We start from the raw sequence: 21,099 nt of genomic DNA, 5'->3' as shown, positions 1-21,099 counted from the left end.
TAAAATCATATACACTACATAATAACATAAACTTGCTTAAAAAAACATTGAATAATGACGGGAGACGATAAATATTTAATCGAAAAGATCATTTTAAATCGCTAAGATTATCTTAAGAATGAGAATGAATCCAGAAAAAAATAGACTTTTAAGAGAATATCGAGTATAATAACAATGAATTTTTATGGCTAAAAAAGTTAAAAAAGAACAATGAAATCAGGTGAATTATGAAAGTATTATTAACAGGTTCAAACGGTCAACTTGGTAGGGAACTCACGCAGCAGCTTAAAGAAAAAGAAATAGCTTTTGTGGGATATGATATTCCTGAGTTTGACATTACTGATAAAGAAAAGATTGCCGATATTATTGATAAAGAGCAGCCGACCGTTATTATTAACTGCGGTGCCATGACGAATGTAGATGGCTGTGAAACCCAGAAAGAAATGGCCATGGCGATCAATGCCATGGGACCGAAATATTTAGCGGAAATTGCCAGAGCCAAGGATATTGTGCTGGTACAGGTTTCAACGGATTATGTGTTTGACGGAGCGGGAATATTGGAAAACGGGTCTTTGCGGCCTTATGTCGAAACGGATGCGATTGATCCTCTGACAGTCTATGGCGAAAGCAAAGCCGCTGGCGAAAAAGCGGTTTCGGACATTGCGCCGAAGTATTTTATTGTTCGAACCGCCTGGCTATACGGGGATGGCAAGAACTTTGTGAAAACCATGTTGGATCTCGCCTCCAAGCATCCAAAGATCACCGTTGTAAATGATCAGATCGGTTCTCCGACGAGCACGGTGGATCTGGCCGCGGCGATTATTGATTTGATTCAGACCGATCATTACGGACTTTATCACGGGACTTGTGAGGGACAGTGCAGCTGGTATGATTTTGCGTTGGAAATTTTCAGATTGTCGGGGATTGACATTCCGGTGGAACCCGTCACTTCAGAGCAATTTATTAGTCCGACTCCCCGTCCCAAATATTCGGTATTAGACAATAAAAAACTGAAAGATTTGAAGATGAATCATTTCAGACCATGGCAAGAGTCTTTAGTGGAATATCTGAAAAAATTGAACGCATAATTTAAGGAAAGAGGCAATCATGAAAGGTATTATATTAGCTGGAGGTTCCGGCACACGACTTTATCCCATTACTCGGGCGGTATCAAAACAATTGTTACCTGTTTACGATAAACCGATGATTTATTATCCTCTGGCAACACTGATGCTGGCAGGGATTAGAGACATTTTAATTATTTCAACCCCCATTGATCTTCCCATGTTTGAACGACTTTTTGGCACTGGTGAAGAATTGGGATTGAATTTTTCTTATGAAGTTCAGGAAGCCCCTAATGGCTTGGCGGAAGCCTTCATTATTGGTGAAAAATTTATTGGTGACGATAAGGTTGCCCTTGTATTGGGCGACAATATTTTTTACGGACACGGATTCACCGAATCCGTTCGTAATGCAGCTAAGCTGGAAGAGGGGGCCGTTATTTTCGGGTATCCGGTTACCGATCCGGAACGCTATGGAGTGGTTGAGTTTGCAGAAGATGGCACAGTTCTTTCGATAGAAGAAAAACCGGAGATGCCAAAATCGCATTTCGCCGTTCCAGGGCTTTATTTTTACGACAATAAGGTTATTGAAATTGCCAAAAACATTAAACCATCACCACGAGGTGAATTGGAAATTACAACGGTCAACGAAACTTACCTAAAGCAGGGAAACTTAAAGGTTGAACTATTTGGACGGGGAATGGCATGGCTTGATACGGGAACTCACGACAGTTTAATTGAAGCATCCAACTTTGTTGAAACCATTCAAAAACGACAGGGGCTTTATGTAGCGTGTATTGAAGAAATTGCCTATCGACATAAATTTATAAATCAAGATCAGTTATTGAAGCTGGCTGAACCATTAAGGAAAACAGCCTATGGTCAATACCTGATTCAATGTACAAAAGAAAAGTAGGAGAGAATATGGCAAAAATCAATGTAATAGAAACAAAAATCAAAGGCCTGGTTATTATCGAACCCTCTGTTTTTGGGGATGAACGCGGTTATTTTATGGAAACTTATAATGAAGAAGAATTTCATAAAGTTGGATTGACGATGCGGTTTGTCCAGGATAATGAATCAAAATCAAGCAAAGGTGTGTTTAGAGGCCTTCATTTTCAGCGGAAATTCTGTCAGGGAAAATTGGTTCGGGCAACCAGAGGCAAAGTATTTGATGTCGCTGTTGATCTTCGCGAGGGTTCGCCAACTTATGGACAATGGGCAGGCGTGACTTTAACGGAAGAAAACAAAAAAATGTTTTATGTGCCGGAAGGCTTTGCCCATGGTTTTTTGGTCTTGTCTGATGAAGCGGTGTTTAATTATAAATGCACCAATCTTTATGCCCCGGAATATGATGGCGGGATCCGCTGGAATGATCCGGAAGTTGGCATAGAATGGCCGCTCGATGGAATCGGAGATCTTTTGCTTTCGGAAAAGGATACAAAACTGCCGTTTTTAAGAGAAATCAAAGACACGTTAAGATTTGAATAAGGATAGAATGGAGTAAAAATGAAAACAGTATTAGTCACCGGTGGTGCCGGATTTATTGGTTCTAACTTTGTAAAATACATGCTGAATCAGCACCCGGATTATAAAATAGTTAATTTGGATGTCCTGACCTATGCCGGAAATCTTGAAAATTTAACCGATATTGAAGATAATAAGAATTATGTTTTTGCAAAAGGAGATATTGCGGACCGTCCTTTTGTTAAGGATCTTTTTGCAAAATATGATTTTGATACGGTGGTCAATTTTGCCGCCGAGTCTCACGTCGACAGAAGCATTGAGGACCCTGAGATTTTTGTCCAGACCAATGTAATGGGCACACTGGTGCTTTTGGATGAGGCGAAAAATAACTGGCAAACGGGGAAAGATGAGAATGGCTATCCGACCTATCGGGCTGGGGTACGGTATCATCAGGTATCCACCGATGAGGTTTACGGAGCGTTGGGAAAAACGGGAATGTTTACCGAAACAACACCGATTGCCCCAAACAGCCCTTATTCAGCATCCAAGGCCAGTGCGGATTTGATTGTTCGGTCTTATGGTCAGACGTTTAAATTACCAGTCACCATCAGTCGCTGTTCAAATAATTATGGCCCTTATCATTTCCCGGAAAAGCTGATTCCACTGATGATTTCAAACGTCATCGCTCTAAAAAGTCTTCCTGTTTACGGGGATGGCATGCAGATCAGGGATTGGCTGCACGTGAAGGATCATTGCAGTGCGATAGATACCGTTTTGGAAAAAGGGGTGGCCGGCGAGGTCTATAATATTGGCGGAAACAATGAAAAAGCCAATCTTGAGATCGTTAATTTAATCATTGAAAATGTCGGCAAAAAACTCCGCTCAGGAAAATATAATATTGATAATGATGGCACAAAAATCAGCAAAGATCTCATCACCTATGTTGAAGATCGCTTGGGCCATGATCGCCGGTATGCCATTGACAATACGAAAATCACTACTGAACTGGGCTGGAAACCATCCTATACCTTTGAACAGGGGATCGCGGAAACCATTGAGTGGTATTTGAATAACCAGGAATGGCTGGAACGCGTGAAATCCGGTGGGTACAAAGCGTATTATCAGAAAATGTATTCAAAAAAGTAAAATAGCTTGGAAAAAAAGCACATTAGATTGTGCTTTTTCAATTAAGATTTATGATGAGGTGTTAAGTTGTATTTATTCAAAGATTTATTGGAGTATTTCAAAGATTTATATGAAAATCGCGAACTGATCGCAAAATTTTCGAAAAATGATTTTAAGTCACGGTATGCCGGTTCGTTTTTAGGAGTTCTCTGGGCATTTATTCAGCCAACGGTCACCATTGCCGTGTACTGGGTTGTTTTTGGTTTGGGCCTGAAATCAAGCCCGGCCGGGGGGATGCCTTTCGTGCTATTCCTGATAACCGGAATTATTGTCTGGTTTTTCTTTTCAGAAGGACTGACCAATGGTACAAACTGTTTTCGGGAATATAATTATCTGGTTAAAAAGATGACGTTTAATATAAAAATATTGCCAACGGTAAAAATAATATCTTCTTTATATACCCATGCATTCTTTATCGCCTTTGCAGTGGTTATGGTGTTGCTTTATGGGTATTCGATCACGCCCTATTTTTTGCAGATTTTCTATTATTTATTTTGTTTAATTGTTTTTTTAACCGGACTAACGTGGGTAACGGCTTCATTACAGCCCTTTTTTACGGATATTCTGCAATTTATCAATGTGATAATGCAGGTTCTATTCTGGGGAACCCCGATTTTAGTACCAATTGAAACATATCCGGTTGGTTTATTGCGGATTATGAAATTAAATCCCCTCTATTATATTGTTCAAGGATATCGGGAGTCTTTTTTCGGGCAAGGCTGGTTTTGGCAACATCCCGCCATGACTGCTTATTTTTGGGGATTCACATTTGTACTGCTGCTGGTCGGGATTGCAGTTTATAGAAGATTAAGACCGCATTTTTCTGATGTCTTATAGAAAAGCGGATTCAGTATCATTGGAGGACAAAATGTCGGAAGTGGCAATAAAAATAGAAGACGTTACGAAGATTTATCGTTTGTACAAACGGCCCATGGATCGATTGAAAGAATCCATGAGTCTGATTCGAAAGAAAGAATATCATCATAAATTTTATGCCCTTAAGAATATCAATTTAGAAATTCTTAAAGGCGAATCCATTGGCATTATTGGCAGAAATGGATCAGGAAAATCCACGCTTTTAAAAATAATTTCGGGGGTATTGACTCAGAGCGAGGGTAATGTTTATGTCGATGGAAAAGTTTCCGCTTTATTGGAATTAGGAACGGGTTTTAATCCGGAATATACCGGGATCGAAAACATTTATGCAAATGGCCTTATTATGGGCTACAATAAGAAAGAAATGGATAAACGGGTTGACAGTATTATCGATTTTGCTCAAATTGGGGAATATATTGATCAGCCGGTAAAGACTTATTCAAGCGGAATGTTTGCCCGTTTGGCATTTGCGACAGCCATCAATGTTGATCCGGAAATACTAATCGTTGATGAAGTATTGGCTGTTGGTGATTCCAAGTTTCAGATTAAATGTATCAATAAAATGGAAGAATTTAAGGCATCTGGAAAAACGGTTTTGTTTGTTTCGCATACGCTTGAACAAATCAAACGTTTTTGCACCAAAGGCGTTTGGATTGACAAAGGTGTGATGCGCATGGTTGGTGAAGTGAATCACGTGATTGATATGTATGAAAGTGAAATTTTAAAAGAGTCAATGGAGCAAAAAGCAGCGGAGAGCGGAAGTTCACCAGTGAATATGGCAGAACTTGAAACGAATCTTGGAAAACTAAAATCAGTGAGTTGCAACAGTAAGGAACTGACAACCTTTGATGATTTTATCGTTGATATTGAGTATGAATTATATGATGATATTTCAAGTAAACCTTTAGTGGGAGTGGCATTCTATACCATTGATCGACAGTATATTTTTGGGCCCAATACCTATTTAGATGGAGTGGATATTCCGCAAACAAAGGGAATTCACCGCGTTTCCTATGTGGTGCCAAAATTACCGCTGCTGGGGGGGAAATACGAGGTTGATATTGGACTCTTTGCAAATAAAAGCATTGTAAATCTGGATTACAATACGTGTGCTTTTGTAATAACCGTTTCGGCCGATTATTTTACAGAAGGTCTGGTGCACATGGAACACCATTGGAAAATTATTGAAGAAGGGATTGAAAATGGAAAGAAAATCAGTTGTTGAACAAGAAGAGATAAAATATTTTATCGATAAAATAGTGAAAGATGAAGAAAATCATTGTGCAAGTGTTCAAGGATGGGCCTTTAATACCAAAACGAAGGAAACGGTTGAGCTCTATATCGTTGGTCATGAATCGGAAGGGGTTACCTTTAAACGGGATTTTAGAATTGATGTCAATAATAAGTATTGCTTGCCTGATGATGCAAAAGCCGGTTTTATTATTGAATTTGACGAAAAAACTTATGGTAAAATATTAAATCTGAAATTTAAGAATGGACAGGTATCAAAAGTAATAAAATTAAATTTGAAGAAAAATTATGATTACCTGAAAAAGCCAAATCTTTTTAATGCAACAAGACTGGTTAATACAGCAACGAGGACAATTGGGTATTTTAGCCGGAATGGATTAAAGAACACAATCAGAAAAATTAAGTTTGAAGTTAAATATAAAAATCAGGAAAACTATAATTTCTGGATTGAAGTTCATGAAGACTATGATATAAAAAAAGTGCTGGACGATATCAGAAAATTTGACTATTCGCCTAAAATATCCATTGTGATGCCGGTTTACAATGTGGAAGCAGAGTGGCTAAGTGCCTGCATCGATTCTGTTTTAAACCAGCATTATAAAAACTGGGAATTGTGCATTGCCGATGATTGCTCAACGGATGAACATATCAAACCACTATTAGAATCCTATAAAAGACAAGATCCTCGAATAAAGGTTATTTATCGGGAAGAAAACGGACATATTTCCCAAGCTTCCAACTCAGCCATGGAAATTGCGACGGGTGAATTTGTTGGACTTCTGGATAATGATGATACCTTGTCAGAATTTGCCTTATATGAAGTTGTGAAATTATTAAATGAACATCAGGAAGCGGATCTTATCTACAGCGATGAAGATAAATTAAGCGAAGACAATAAACGGAGCCAACCGTTCTTTAAAACAGACTGGGCACCGGATATACTATTGGCAACAAACTATATTTGTCATTTCGGTGTTTATCGAAAAACAATCGTTGATGAAATCGGCGGATTCAGAAAAGGATATGAAGGCGCCCAGGATTATGATTTGGTGCTGCGTTTTACTGAAAAGACAGATAAAATTTATCATATTCAAAAGGTTCTGTATCACTGGCGGATGATCAGCAATTCTACGGCCGTCAATCCTGATTCCAAGGGTTATGCCTTTGAAGCGGGAAAAAAATCAGTGGAAGATGCCCTCGCGAGAAGAGGTATTAAAGGAAGCATTTCTCATGGCGCTTTTCCCGGGGTATACAATGTTGAATATGAAATTGTGGATGATGGATTGGTATCGATTATCATTCCAACCCGGGATAATGCCGTGGATCTGAAAGCCTGTGTAGATTCGATTTTCGAAAAAGCAGCAGATGAAAAATTTGAAATCATCATTGCTGATAATGGCAGTGAAAAAGAGGAAACCTTCAAATTATTTGAATATTATACGAAAAAGTATAAAGATCAGTTCAAAGTGGTTCGTCTGGATATGCCATTTAACTTTTCACGGATCAATAATCTGGCAGTTAAGGAATCAAACGGTAAATACCTACTCTTTTTAAATAATGATATCAAAGTCATCACCCCAGGATGGATTAAGCGGATGATGAGTCTTGCTCAGCAGGAACGAATTGGTGCCGTCGGAGCGAAACTTTATTATCCGGATAATACCATTCAGCACGCTGGAGTTCTCCTTGGCATGGGGGGCGTGGCCGGACATGGTCATTGCGGATATCCCCGTGGGGATTACGGCTATTTTGGAAAATTAGTGATCAATAATAATTATTCGGCAGTGACGGCCGCTTGTATGATGGTGAAGCGTAAAGATTTTGATGCCGTTGGCGGATTTGAAGAAAAATTAACAGTGGCATTTAATGATGTTGATTTTTGTTTAAAACTTTATGCATTAGGAAAATTTAATGTTTGGATCCATGATGTTGAATTGTATCATTATGAATCAAAATCCCGGGGATCTGAAGATACCTATCAGAAATATAAACGCTTTAACAGTGAAATAGACTTTATGAAAAAACACTGGCTGAAATATGTAAAGAATGATCCCTTTTATAATACAAATCTTACCAGAGTCGATGGAAATTATGCGATTTGCGTTGATATTGTGGGTTATGTTAAAGGAAAAAAAACGGACTCTGATTTTGATGAAATAGAAGACGAAAAAAAAGTAAAAGATAAGCGTAACAAATGTAACAAAAAAATTGACGAGCATATTATTTAGTGATATTATCGTGACAAGTAAAATATAGAAATTTTCTATAATTATAGAAGAAAGGAGGATTATTTTGGAAAGTACGAAAAGCAGTAAAAGATTAGTAAGTATGGGGGTAATTATATTACTTCTGTTTTTAACAGCATTTTCATATTACAGTCCGAAAGCTGATGCGGCAGGACAGACAATCATTATCAATCCAGGACATCAGGTAGGAACAGATAGCGGTGCGGTAAACAGCACAACGGGCATTACCGAAGTTGGGCTTAACAATGCTTTGGCGATTAAGATTGTAACGACTTTGAGAAATAACGGTTATAATGCCATGCTGAGTCATCAAATTCCCGAGAACACAATGGGTTTGCCAACTTTGCTTGCAACGACAACGAATGATTCAACACAGATAGCTAATGCGGCCAATAAACTGGGTGCTGATTTACTAATCAGTGTTCATCATAATTCAGGCGGCACAACAGCCAGCGGCTATGAGTTCTACTGGAGCAGTTATCATCCGTCCGTTGATATCAATGGGCTTTATGAAGTAACCGGTTTATGGTCAGATGGCTCGTCGGCAACATTGGATTCAACTCCTTGTGCAATAGCTTTGAAGTCCAAGGAATTGGCCAATCTTTTTAATACGAATTTTGAAAGTCTGGATTATGTTCCCAGTCGGAACAAAGTGGTTGAACGCGATGACGCTTTCACAAGAAAGACCAGCATGCCTTCAGTGCTAATTGAAGCGGGTTTTGTATCCAACGATGCTGAATCTTTGGCAATGGCCGACGGCGGCAATCAGCAAAAGATGGCAGATCAGGTTTTGGTCAGTGTCAATCAGTTGTTTGGAAATGATACAAGTACGACTGTTATTACAGCCGATAGTGTAAAAGCAACGGTATCCGGGAGTCAGATTACCGCAACTGTCAGCGGGATTAATACACCGGACTCAGTAAAAACTATTCAGTTCCCGGTATGGAGTGATGCTAATGGACAGGATGATTTAATATGGTATACAGCAACCAAACAAAGTGATGGAAGTTACCAGGCAACCATAAACATTAGTGAGCACAATAATGTTGGGGGAGTTTATAATGTTCATTGCTATGCAACAGATATTAATGGTAAGGTGTCGATGCTTGGCCATACGACGGTTGATGTAGCGGTAGAGTCCATGACTGCCAGTCTGACAACGAGTGTGTCTGGGGATAAGATTAATGTTAGTATAAAAGGCCTTATAGCCCCATATGGTGTAAAGACCATTTATGTACCAATATGGAGTGAAACCGGTGGACAGGATGATCTAAAATGGTATACAGCGACCAAACAAAGTGATGGAAGCTATAATCTAAGTGTTGATATTAAAGATCATAATTACAATAGCGGAATATACAATGTTCATTGCTATGGCGTGGATAGTAGTGGAAATTATACTTTGTTGGGAACAACAACAGCTACTGTTAGCGGCAGCGTACAGACGATGACCGCCAGCACAGTTAGCAATAGTGTATCTGGTAATAAGATAACCGTAAGTATAAGTGGGCTGGCGGCGCCAAATGGCCTACAGACTATTTATGTGCCGACATGGAGTGATGTTAACGGACAGGATGATATCAAATGGTATACAGCAACCAAACAAAGTGATGGAAGCTATAGTTTAACGATCGATATCAAGGATCATAATTATGATAGTGGGGTTTACAATATTCATATTTATGGTGTGGACGATACCGGAAAATATACATTCTTAAAGGCAATGACAACCAGTGAAATAGTTCCGGAAATAATGTCAACAAGCAGCATTAAAGCTAGCGTAAGCGGTAACCAGATTACGGCAACAATTCAAGGCATCACCTCACCAAATGGGGTTAAAAACATCAGTGTACCTGTTTGGAGTGAGTTGGGTGGACAAGATGATATTAAGTGGTATTCAGCAACGAAGCAAAGTGATGGGAGCTACAGCGTAACAATTGATATTAAAGATCATAACTACGATTGCGGAACCTATTATATCCATTGCTATGGAACTGACACATCAAATTTGACGACGTTTTTGGGAGATACCAGTGTTAATATAAGTACAACTCCGATGACGGCAAGTAAGATTACGGCTTCGTTTGCGGATAATATGATTACCGTTAATATCGAGGGCATTACAGCTCCAAATGGAATTCAAAGTATTTTGGTTCCGACATGGAGTGACAATGGCGGACAGGATGATATTGTTTGGTATACGGCAACCAAACAAAGTAATGGAAGCTATCAGGCAACCATTGATGCAAAGAATCATAATGGAGATAGCGGCACATACTCCATTCATGTTTACGGCGTTGAAGCGGATGGTCGAAATGTATTCCTTGGAAATACGTCCGTGAGTGTGAGATATGTGGAAACACCTATTATGGGAGCGACCACAGTAACTGCGGCTGATTTGATTGCCTATTATAACGGAACCGGATGCACATACCCACAGATTTATACGAATATTGGTGTTAATCTGGAAACTTTTGTTAATATGTATATCCAAGAGTGTGAGGCAGAAGGGGTTCGGGCAGAGGTCGCTTTTGCACAGGCGATGTTGGAAACCGGCAATCTTCAATTTGGCGGCGATGTCAAGGTCAGTCAATTTAATTTTGCTGGGTTAGGCGCAACCGGTGGCGTGCCTGGTTACGATTTTTCGGCAACTTACGGCAATACCAGTACAGGTCTACAGATGGGTATCCGAGGACATGTTCAGCATTTGAAATGTTATGCCAGCGATGAGCCATTGAATCAGTCAAAAGTTGATCCAAGATGGAATGATAAGCTAAGATTAAGAGCATTATCTGTCGAAGAATTGGCAGGAACGTGGGCAGCGGACAAGACTTATGCTGGAAAAGTCAAGGCGATCATGAATAAGTTCTAGATTTGAAAAACAGGATTGAAAATCAATCCTGTTTTTTTAGTGGAAGATTTTTGCCGGAAGTAAGGCTTTTTATGTCGGTTTGATTGGTTACTAATAATTATAATAAATTGGTCGATATAGATACAAATAAACGATTCAATGGTTTATAATAATGAGAACATGAGAAATAGAATTGAGGAAGAAGAGGGAATAATGCAAATTATACATGAGAAGTTCGGAATGAAGTGGTTTGCTTTGTGTTTGGCACTTATTTTGATTTCGGGATACTTGCCATGGCATGTTGCGGCACAGGAAAACAACGGGACAACAAAGCTGGCTATTCTGGTGAAAACTGAAGAAGGTCAGCCGATTAAAGATGCTGTTTTTGAAATTCAAAACGAGCAGAAAGAAGTGTTGGAAACCTGTATCAGTGATGAAAATGGTCGAGCTGAAATAAAAGAAGTTGATGACGGAGACTACCAGCTCGTGCAGATTAAAACGCAGGAGGAATATGAACCTGCAGTGGAACGACCCATTGAAATAAAGGCAGAAGTTCCGATAAGAGAAGAAATCATAATCAATAAACCGAGTTTGAAAGAACCGGAAGACGACCCATCCGCGGTAAATAAAAAGGTTGGTTCTGAACAGTATGAAGAGGATACGCATGCTGTTGAAAAACAGCTTCCAGAAACAACAGGCGATAGTGTCAAAGAAGACAGCTCAGAAGTAAGAACAGAAAACAATACCATCAGCATCAGTGCCGGAGATGTTGCTGTGAATATCGCACAGAATCCGGATAGTACAACTCAATTTACAGTCAGTACGCTTGGTTGTGCAGGAAAAAATGGGATTGGCAGTGTGTTGTTTCCAACCTGGACCGAAAGAAATGGACAGAATGATCTGGTGTGGTATCAGGGAACGCTGGGAAGCAATGGCGAATACAGTGTTACCATCGACAGTAAGGATCATGGGTTTGAAACGGGCATATATAATGTACATACCTACATTTACGGATTGCAGGGGGATGTAATCAAAACATGTGTTAATACTTATAAAATGGCTGATCCTACGGCAAATATCAGTGTCGGTGAAGTGAGTAATGACAGCTACAATGTGAGGGTTACCGGTGTCAGCAGTTCAGAAGGTGTCAGCGGGGTCATGTTTCCGACCTGGAGTCAAAGCAATGGCCAGGATGATATTCGCTGGGAAAGCGGGATCTATGTGGGAAACGACACATGGGAAGCAACAATAAATCTCAAAAATTACAGGAGCAGTTATGACACATTTATAACGCATGCCTATGTGGTAAAAGAGAATCAACAGTTGAAATATATCAGTCAAACGGAGAAAACCATAAACAATCCTTTTCAGGCCGAACCGTTGGAATTAGAAATACAGCCAGATCGGGATGTTTCAAAATTTGTCATCAGCACAAAGAACTGTAGCGGCAAATCCGGAATTGGCTATGTACTTTTTCCGGTATGGACAACAAGAAATGGGCAGGATGATATCCAGTGGATTCAGGGAATATTAGGGAGCAATGGTGAGTATAGTGCGGTGGTGGATATCGAAAATCATGGCTTTGAAACAGGACCTTATCTGATTCATGCTTACCTGTATGGTAACGGAGATGAAAATATCGCATTTTCGAACAATTCATTCACTTTGGAGAAAACGACGCCTACTTTTGAGTATGATAATGCCGTCTTAAACAATGTATTTAAAATGAGAATAAAAAATGTCAGCAATGAAAATGGAGTATCCGGAGTCATGCTTCCAACTTGGAGCAATATCGATGGGCAGGATGATATCCGTTGGGAACAAACAACATATATTGGAAATCATACCTGGGAAACAACGGTGGACTTAAAAAAATACAATCAAATTGTTGATACGTTTATTACCCATGCTTATCTTATTGATAAAAACGGGAATTTTGTTATGGCGGCGCAATCCTCCAGAACGATTAAACAAAACACGGCAACGGTTTATGGCTACTTTGCATATCCTTTGGATACACAGTATCAGCCAAATCCGGATGATCCCACCGATTGGTTTGGAGCGAGGTGGGGAGACATTCATGAAGGGATCGACATACCGGCCGATCGATACGCTAACTGCTATTCGGTCTGCAACGGAACGGTTGAAAAAGCGGGCTATTTTATGGGATATGGTAGATATGTTCGAATTCGAACGACTGACCGCTATGGAGAGAGTGTGTCTTTCTTTTATGGACATCTTCAGGAAATAAATGTCAGTGTTGGCCAAAATGTGGGAATAGGAACGAAGATTGGAGCAGTTGGCGGATCTGGTTTCGATGCCAATGGAAATTATATCGATAATGCCTATGGCTCCCATCTCCATTTTGGAGCTATTGCTAATGCAGACGATGCCTGCGTTGATCCGGAAATATGGATTGATTTTCATAATCCCTATAATAATATCAATTAAAGGACACGGATAATAGTCGCTTTATTATTTAGAGAAAACACGATACTGTGTTATAATGAAGCGAATTTATTATCATACAAGGAAGTATTTATGAAGAGTGATGTTTCTGTTATTATTCCGAATTTCAATGGAGAAAACTATATTGCCAATTGTCTTGACAGTATCCTCGATCAAAGTTTCAATCAATGGGGCCAAATAGAAATCATTGTTGTTGATGACTGTTCCAGTGACGACAGCATCAATATTATTAAAGGATACAAAGATGTAAAGCTGAGAGAAAATACCACTAATTCAGGTTTTGACAAATCGGTTAATGAAGGCATCAAGGCCAGCAGTGGGAGATACTGTTTGCTTTTAAATAATGATGTGGTGGTTGATCACAATTTTGTTAAATATTTATATGAACATATTGACAAAAATCCCAAAATATTTTCAGTTAGTTCGAAAATGATTCGTTATTTTGAACGGAATAAGCTTGATGATACAGGAGATTTTTATAACATTTTTGGCTGGGCATATAAACGCGGAGACGGAAAACGGATTGGGTCTTATCAAAAAGAGACATCGGTTTTCAGTACCTGTGCCGGAGCAGGCATATATCGCCGATCGATTTTGGATGAGATCGGTTTATTTGATGAAGCTTTTTTTGCCTATCTGGAAGATGTGGATATTTCTTACCGAGGGTTGATTTTTGGTTACCAAAATCAATATGAGCCTTGTGCAGTATGCTATCATATTGGAAGTGCTACTACCGCCAAGGGAAAAAAGTATAGTCCTTTCAAAGTAAAAATTTCGGCAAGAAATAATATTTATATGGCTTATAAAAACATGCCGTTAATTCAACTTTTGATAAATAGCCCTTTTTTAGTTGTTGGGTTTTCAATAAAATATATGCTTTTTTTAAAACGGGGTTTTGGAAAAGACTATGCTGCTGGAATTAAAGAAGGACTAAAAACCTGCTCACAGATAAAAAAGGTGCCGTTACAGTCTAAAAATATAGGTCATTATTTTTTAATTGAAATACAACTTATTTTTAATGTGTTTCGCTTTATTTTGAATAAACTAAGCAGATAGGTCTGAAATTCATTCTTTTCTTCCATAATTGAAAAGTGCGTGGTATAATATAGTGTCTTTTGGATGAAAAAATAGCATAAGAAAGGCTTGAAATGGATTTATCAATTATCATTGTTAACTATAAAACACAGGAAATGACATCAAATTGTATCGACTCAATTATTAAAAGCAATACAAAAGGGCTAGATTATGAAATAATTGTTGTGGATAATGCTTCTGATGATGGAAGTATTGAAGCAATAGAAAAACTTTTTCCGCAAGTAAAGACAATCAAAAACCATGAAAATCTTGGCTTTTCCAAGGCAAATAATATGGGCATAAAAATCGCGGATGGCGATTATATTCTGTTACTGAATTCTGATACAATCGTGGAATTCAATACATTAAAAGGAGCACTTCAGTTTATAAAAGATCATAAACATATTGGTGCTTTAGGCTGTAAAATACTTTTGCCGTCAGGAAAATTGGATGCAGCCTGCAAGCGGAGTTTTCCTACTCCCGCCAATGGTATTTATCACAGCTTGAATTTAGATACGTCTTTTCCGGATAACGTGCGTTTCGGAGCCTATAACCTTACTTACGTAGATGAAAATAAAACGAGCTCCATTGATTGTATTGTCGGAGCTTTTATGATGATTCCTCGTAAAGTGATTGATGAGGTTGGTATGCTGGATGAGGATTATTTTATGTATGGAGAAGATATAGATTGGTGCTATCGTATAAAAAAAGCGGGCTACCAAATCATGTATTATCCAGAGGTTCGAATTTTTCATCACAAAAAAGCCAGTGGTATTGGCAAGCGAAATCCTAAGGTGATTGAAGCATTTTATGATTCTATGGGAATTTTTTATAACAAACATTATCAAAATAAATATAGCAAATTTACACGGTGGTGCGTGATCACAGGCATGGTAATGATGAAAAAGATAGCCTTATATAAAAATAAACGAAGAAAATAAGAGACTAATAAGGGGAAAATGCAAAAATGATTAAAAGTAATCAGCGCTTTTTTAATTTTATACTGGTATTGTTTGATATCATCGTCGTGACTGTATCACTATTGTTTGCTTGGTATATTCGGTTTGTATCTCCTTTTTTTGATGATGGGGTACGCACCATGGATCTTGGCGCTTATTTGGATCTGTTGTTAATTATCATACCACTTTATCTTATTTTATTTGCTGCTTTTGGACTGTATAAGCCCTATCGAAAACAACCATTTTATAAAGAGTGCCGAGAAATAATTGTTTCAAATATCATCGGCATCACGATCGTAATGGCGATCCTGTTCACCGGAAAGAACATCCATTTTTCCCGATACATGCTGGGAATGTTTTTTGCGTTCTCAACCATTTTGATGATGATTGAACGTGGCTTAATCAGAAAGATTTTACGAATGGCCCGTGAACGGGGATTCAATATCAAGTATATTATCATTGTTGGAGCCGGAAGCATCGGTCAGACTTTTGCCACGAAAATTATCGGGGACCGACAACTTGGATATAAAATCACCGGTTATGTTGATGACTATTATCATAAAATGGAAAAAAACGGGATTCCCATTTTAGGTACGACTCATGAAATGAATGAAATCCTTGAAGAATATCAGGTGGATGAAGTGATCATTGCGCTGCCGAATACCAGTTATAAACGGATTGATGAAGTGATCGATATTTGTGAGTATCAGGGAATAAAAACCCAGATTATACCGGATTATTTTCATTTAATTCAAGGGACGAAAGCGTATTTTGATGAACTGGATGGAATACCGCTGATTAATACGCGCTATATCCCATTGGATCAACCCTTTAACAATTGGATAAAACGGATTACAGATATCATTCTTTCGCTGATTATATTGATTTTGATTTCGCCAATCATGTTGGTGACGGCAATACTTGTAAAACTGACTTCGCCGGGTCCGATTATTTATAAACAGATACGGGTTGGAATGGGACGTAAAGAATTTTGGATTTATAAGTTTAGATCGATGCGATGCAATGCTTCTCTTCCTGGTGATATTGGATGGACCATTGAGGATGATCCGAGAAAAACAAAATTCGGGTCATTTATCCGGAAAACGAGTATTGACGAACTGCCTCAGTTTTTTAATGTTTTAAAAGGGGATATGAGCATTGTTGGGCCAAGGCCGGAAAGACCGCACTATGTGACCCAGTTTCAACATGAAATTCCGAAATACATGATCAAGCATCATGTCCGACCGGGAATCACAGGTTGGGCACAGGTTAGCGGCTGGCGTGGTGATACCTCGATTCATAAACGGATTCAATGTGATATTGAGTATATTGAAAAATGGACATTATGGTTTGATGTGAAAATATTTTTCATGACGTTCAAAGCAGTGTTTGAAAGTGGATATTAAGTGTCCATAAGAGAAAGGATTTTATGATTATATTATTTTTATGTTATTTGGTTTGTACGGTTAGCGGATTGACACTGGTAAAGGTTGGAGCGAATAATAATGCATTTGCTTTAAATAGCAGTTTTTTCAATTTATCGTTGTCCTACACAACGTTATTAGGACTGTTCCTTTATATCATTAGTTTCTTAATGTGGATAGTAATTGTGCAGAAATACAACTTGAGTTACATTGCACCAATGGCAACGGGTTTATCACAAGTACTGATCATTCTGGCTTCAATTTTTATCTTAGGAGAGAATATTGGGACATTTCAATGGCTGGGGATTGCCTGTGTTTTAGGTGGGGTAGTTCTGATGAATATTAAAGGATGATGGTCGAATGAAAGTATTAATGATTATACCAGCTTATAATGAAGCGATGAATTTAGAAAATGTTGTTGAAGATATAAATTCGAATTTCAAGGAAGCAGACATATTATTTGTAAATGATTGTTCCAAAGATAATACCTTGGAAGTAATAAAAAAGATTGAAAATGTTGAATATGTTGATTTGCCTATAAATTTAGGCTATTCTTATGCCGTCCAAACCGGATTGAAGTATGCAGTCGAATATGGTTATGATTATCTTATTCAATTTGATGGAGATGGACAGCATTTAGCTTCAGAAGCAAAAAAAATGTATAAATATGCTTTGGAAAAAAATATTGGAGTTGTGATCGGCTCCCGATTTTTAAAAGAAACATCATATTCACATTCTTTTTTCAGAAAAGTTGGAACGGGATTATTTCAAAAAATCATCAAAATGTTGACTGGAAAAAAAATATCGGACCCAACATCAGGTCTCCAAGTTATTAAACGAGATGTTTTTTTGCCCCTTTCAAAAATGTATGGATATCCTGAATTTCCTGATGCAAATCTATTGATTCAACTTATTTATCAAGGCGTGACAATTGGCGAAATTCCAGTTGAAATGAAGAATCGAGAATTTGGAGAAAGTATGCACGGGGGGATTATAAAACCGATAAAATATATGATAAAAATGTTTTATTACATTATCATTGTATTTGCAACAAATTTATATGGAAAGGCTAATAAAAAATGATAACAAATTTATTTTATATTGCAATTGGCATTTTGTTGATTGTTTTTATTTTTATTAATGTGCAAAAACATATGATGTCTGAAGGTGAAAGCATTTTATGGATGGTTGGTGCGTTTTTCATTTTAATATTAGCAATCTTTCCTGATATTATAATATTTTTAGCCAATTTGGTAGGAATAACATATGCGCCTTCATTGTTGTTCTTTTTAACATCTATTTTCTTATTGATCTTTTCATTTCGAAACAGTCAACAATTAAGTATTCTTGCTGAAAAAAATAAAGAGCTTATTCAATTTAGTGCTTTATTAGAAAAAAGAGTAAGGGTTCTGGAAGATTTCAGAACAGAGAATAAATAAAATGAAGAAGCATATATTTGTGATTTGTGCTTATGGAAAATCTCGCTTTTTAGAAGAGTGTGTCGATTCAATACTAAAACAGACAGCAAAAGAGAATATTATTATATCTACAGCAACACCCAATGAACTGATTGAAGGAGTAGGCAAGAAATATCAGATAGAAATCAGAACTCATGATGTTAGTGGCATTGGGATTGATTGGAATTCCGGATATGAATGTGCGGATTCTAAATACGTCACATTGGTTCATCAAGATGATGTTTATAAAGAAGATTATCAAAAAAAGATTTTAATGAGTATGGATAAAAATGAAGACAGTCTAATTGCATTTTCTAATTATCGTGAAATCAGAAAAGACGTAATTGTTTCTCCAAATAGAAATATTAAGATAAAAGAGCTGATGCTTTCACCATTAAAACATGTAAATCGTAATCGGTTTATCAGAAGAAGAATACTTTCTCTTGGAAATCCAATTTGTTGTCCATCGGTGACATATAACAAAAGTTTGTTACAAAACTTTTCTTTTGACACGGAACTAAATACTAATTTAGACTGGGCGGCATGGGAAAAAGTTTCTAAATACAAAGGAAGATATATATATATATCTGAACCCCTGATGTTCCATAGAATTCATGAAGATAGTGAAACATCCAATACAATTGAGAATAAGAAAAGAGCTGAGGAAGATTTAATGATGTTGAAAAAGTTTTGGCCTTCACCCATTGCAAATTTCATATTTCATTTTTATAAAAACAGTGAAAAATCAAACGCGCTATAAAAATTGAAAACCAGTATTAAATTATGGTAAAGAGATGAAGAGAAAATTAGTAATAACCGGTATTATAATAATTATATTATCTCTTAGTATAGAGATTTTTATTTTTAATTTGAATTTTTTTATAAGGGGAAATGAAAGTGAAAGAATTTCGGAAATAACATCTGACAATCTTATGGTTCTAGAAAATGGAAATTATAAAATACTTGAAAATGGGGCGACTATTCGCTTAGATGGCATCAATCATTTTATTAATAAATTAGAATTTAAGACAAATTCTTTTAATAAAAATATTAATATTCAAATTGCTTATAATGGCATAATAAAAGCAGACAATATTAATAATATAGATAAAAAAAGTGTCTGTATCAATGACTGGGTTGATTCTATTCAGATAACTTTCATGGATGGAAAAGGGCAAGAAATTTGTATGGATGAATTTTTTGGTGCTAATTATTTTCAATTCAATCCTTTTAGATTTTTGATGATATTATTGTTTTTTATATTATCGGGAGTGGTTGGTTATACCGTTTTTAATAGAGGAAATGTAAAACTGGAAGTAGTGTTCCTAATTTTAATTTTATGTTTTGGGTTATTAAATTCAATCATGACACCTACATTTTATTCCTGGGATGAAGCGGAACATTTTATAAGGGCTTATAATTTAGCGAATAACAATTTAGTAATGCAAGACGGAGATAAAATAGCATATCCGAGCCATTTAAAAGAATTTTTTGATAAAAAGCTTCAAATTGAAAACCCAAATTATCGTACATTTGAAGAATATAGTGTTGTTACACAAAAAAATTTATCAGTAAACTATGCTGATACTGAAATGGCATATTATCCGACTACCGCAATTAGTTATACATTTATTCCTTACTTGTTCAGCTCACTCGGTATAGTAATTAGCAAAATAATGAATTTCCCTTTTTTAATTTCTTTTTATTTTGGGAGAATGTTTAATTTGTTGATGTATGCAGCACTTGTTTATTTTGCTATCAAAATTATTCCATGTGGGAAAAAGCTATTATTTTTATGTGCCTTACTGCCAACAATTGTTTTTCAGGCAGCTTCCTACTCAGCTGATGTTATAATTAATGGTTTATGCTTTTTTATTTTTGCATTGATTATAAAATTGATCGTTGAGAAAAAAATGCTGGGAAAAATTGATTTTGTAATGATGTGTAGTTGCTTTGTTTTAATAACAGCGAGTAAGTTAGCTTATGTACCCATCTTCCTGCTAGTAATGATTTTAAAACAGGACAATTTTACTGCCAGAAAAAAAGAATGGATTATAAAACTTAGTATTTTATTATTGGGATGCTTGACTTTTGTGGGTGCTTTTATATATGGACAAAAGTTTGGATTATCTCAATGGAACATTCCCGGAGTTAATGCTAAAGAACAGATAATATCAATAATTTATAATCCAATAAATTACGCTGCGGTAATACTAAGAACAATTATGACACAAAAGGAATATCTGTTAGGCGGAGCGAGTGTTTCATTGGCATACATTGGATATTTAGGAAGAGATGCATTGTTAATTGTATTTTTTATGTTATTCTTAATATCAGGAATTGATACAGATAACAGTACATCAATAATAAAAATTCGTGACAGAGGAATTATCTTTATGGTTTGTTTGTTGACTGTAGGTTTGTCAATGACAGCTTTGTATATTACATTCACACCTGTTAGAAATACTACAGTATTAGGATTTCAGGGGCGTTATCTCATCCCATTAATATTTCCGTTTTTGTTTTTGTTTCAAAGAAAAAAAAATAGTGCTTCAATCAAATCGGAAATAGTGAATACAATCGTGATTTTGTTTTCGGTATGCATTTTATTCATTTCAATAGTGTATGTTTTTAATCTCTATTATGTCTGAAAGAGAGAGCAATAATATTTTAGTTCAAATAATTAAGGATATTGTGATTCTAAATGCATAAATACTGAATTAATATGAGAACATTACGATAAATAATGTAATATTGTCAAGAAAAAAAGTTTGATCAA

17 protein-coding genes are annotated in these 21,099 nt (G+C 36.8%); all 17 read left to right on the top strand.

All coding sequences use genetic code 11. The annotated features are described in order from the left end of the window. Nucleotides 1-227: 227 nt before the first annotated feature. Nucleotides 228-1,088: a dTDP-4-dehydrorhamnose reductase gene (gene rfbD / locus FZC40_RS08440; RefSeq protein WP_148603463.1), complete on the top strand. Its 861-nt coding sequence runs from the start codon at nt 228-230 to the stop codon at nt 1,086-1,088. A 19-nt stretch (nt 1,089-1,107) separates the two neighbouring features. Then, a complete protein-coding gene (gene rfbA, locus FZC40_RS08435) occupies nt 1,108-1,977 on the top strand; it encodes a glucose-1-phosphate thymidylyltransferase RfbA (RefSeq protein WP_148603462.1) in 870 nt (289 codons plus the stop codon). An 8-nt stretch (nt 1,978-1,985) separates the two neighbouring features. Continuing rightward, nucleotides 1,986-2,552 (top strand): dTDP-4-dehydrorhamnose 3,5-epimerase, encoded by a 567-nt coding sequence (gene rfbC, locus FZC40_RS08430; RefSeq protein WP_148603461.1) that lies wholly within the window; start codon nt 1,986-1,988, stop codon nt 2,550-2,552. 18 nt (nt 2,553-2,570) lie between these two features. Continuing rightward, complete coding sequence (gene rfbB / locus FZC40_RS08425) at nt 2,571-3,674, top strand: dTDP-glucose 4,6-dehydratase (protein WP_148566872.1); 1,104 nt, start codon at nt 2,571-2,573, stop codon at nt 3,672-3,674. A gap of 66 nt (nt 3,675-3,740) precedes the next feature. Further along, nucleotides 3,741-4,550: an ABC transporter permease gene (locus FZC40_RS08420; RefSeq protein WP_148603460.1), complete on the top strand. Its 810-nt coding sequence runs from the start codon at nt 3,741-3,743 to the stop codon at nt 4,548-4,550. A gap of 31 nt (nt 4,551-4,581) precedes the next feature. Next, entirely contained in the window at nt 4,582-5,814 is a 1,233-nt protein-coding gene (locus tag FZC40_RS08415) for an ABC transporter ATP-binding protein (RefSeq protein ID WP_148603459.1), read from the top strand. Then, nucleotides 5,792-8,068, top strand: coding sequence for a glycosyltransferase family 2 protein (locus FZC40_RS08410; protein WP_148603458.1), 2,277 nt, complete (start codon nt 5,792-5,794; stop codon nt 8,066-8,068). Before FZC40_RS08415 ends, FZC40_RS08410 begins: the two co-directional genes overlap by 23 nt. A gap of 64 nt (nt 8,069-8,132) precedes the next feature. Then, on the top strand, nt 8,133-10,958 hold the full coding sequence (locus FZC40_RS08405; RefSeq protein ID WP_148603457.1) for a GBS Bsp-like repeat-containing protein: 2,826 nt from the start codon (nt 8,133-8,135) through the stop codon (nt 10,956-10,958). Nucleotides 10,959-11,150: 192 nt separating this feature from the next. Continuing rightward, entirely contained in the window at nt 11,151-13,388 is a 2,238-nt protein-coding gene (locus tag FZC40_RS08400; RefSeq protein WP_186843701.1) for a GBS Bsp-like repeat-containing protein, read from the top strand. A gap of 90 nt (nt 13,389-13,478) precedes the next feature. Then, nucleotides 13,479-14,462, top strand: a complete 984-nt coding sequence (locus FZC40_RS08395; RefSeq protein WP_148603455.1) for a glycosyltransferase family 2 protein — start codon at nt 13,479-13,481, stop codon at nt 14,460-14,462. 92 nt (nt 14,463-14,554) lie between these two features. Further along, on the top strand, nt 14,555-15,421 hold the full coding sequence (locus tag FZC40_RS08390; RefSeq protein WP_148603454.1) for a glycosyltransferase family 2 protein: 867 nt from the start codon (nt 14,555-14,557) through the stop codon (nt 15,419-15,421). A gap of 26 nt (nt 15,422-15,447) precedes the next feature. Next, complete coding sequence (locus tag FZC40_RS08385; RefSeq protein ID WP_148603453.1) at nt 15,448-16,845, top strand: undecaprenyl-phosphate glucose phosphotransferase; 1,398 nt, start codon at nt 15,448-15,450, stop codon at nt 16,843-16,845. Nucleotides 16,846-16,868: 23 nt separating this feature from the next. Further along, a complete protein-coding gene (locus FZC40_RS08380; protein WP_148566881.1) occupies nt 16,869-17,216 on the top strand; it encodes an EamA family transporter in 348 nt (115 codons plus the stop codon). 7 nt (nt 17,217-17,223) lie between these two features. After that, a complete protein-coding gene (locus FZC40_RS08375) occupies nt 17,224-17,946 on the top strand; it encodes a glycosyltransferase family 2 protein (protein ID WP_148603452.1) in 723 nt (240 codons plus the stop codon). After that, nucleotides 17,943-18,302 carry a DUF2304 domain-containing protein gene (locus FZC40_RS08370; RefSeq protein ID WP_148603451.1) on the top strand — a complete coding sequence of 120 codons (360 nt, stop codon included), beginning with the start codon at nt 17,943-17,945 and terminating at the stop codon, nt 18,300-18,302. The genes FZC40_RS08375 and FZC40_RS08370 overlap by 4 nt, the downstream gene beginning before the upstream one ends. 1 nt (nt 18,303) lies before the next feature. Beyond that, a complete protein-coding gene (locus FZC40_RS08365) occupies nt 18,304-19,080 on the top strand; it encodes a glycosyltransferase family 2 protein (RefSeq protein WP_148603450.1) in 777 nt (258 codons plus the stop codon). A 34-nt stretch (nt 19,081-19,114) separates the two neighbouring features. Next, nucleotides 19,115-20,971, top strand: coding sequence for a DUF2142 domain-containing protein (locus FZC40_RS08360; protein ID WP_148603449.1), 1,857 nt, complete (start codon nt 19,115-19,117; stop codon nt 20,969-20,971). Nucleotides 20,972-21,099 lie beyond the last annotated feature (128 nt).

The organism is Acetobacterium tundrae (assembly GCF_008086615.1).
GTDB lineage: Bacteria > Bacillota > Clostridia > Eubacteriales > Eubacteriaceae > Acetobacterium > Acetobacterium tundrae.
This window is presented reverse-complemented; position numbering and strand designations above follow the sequence as displayed.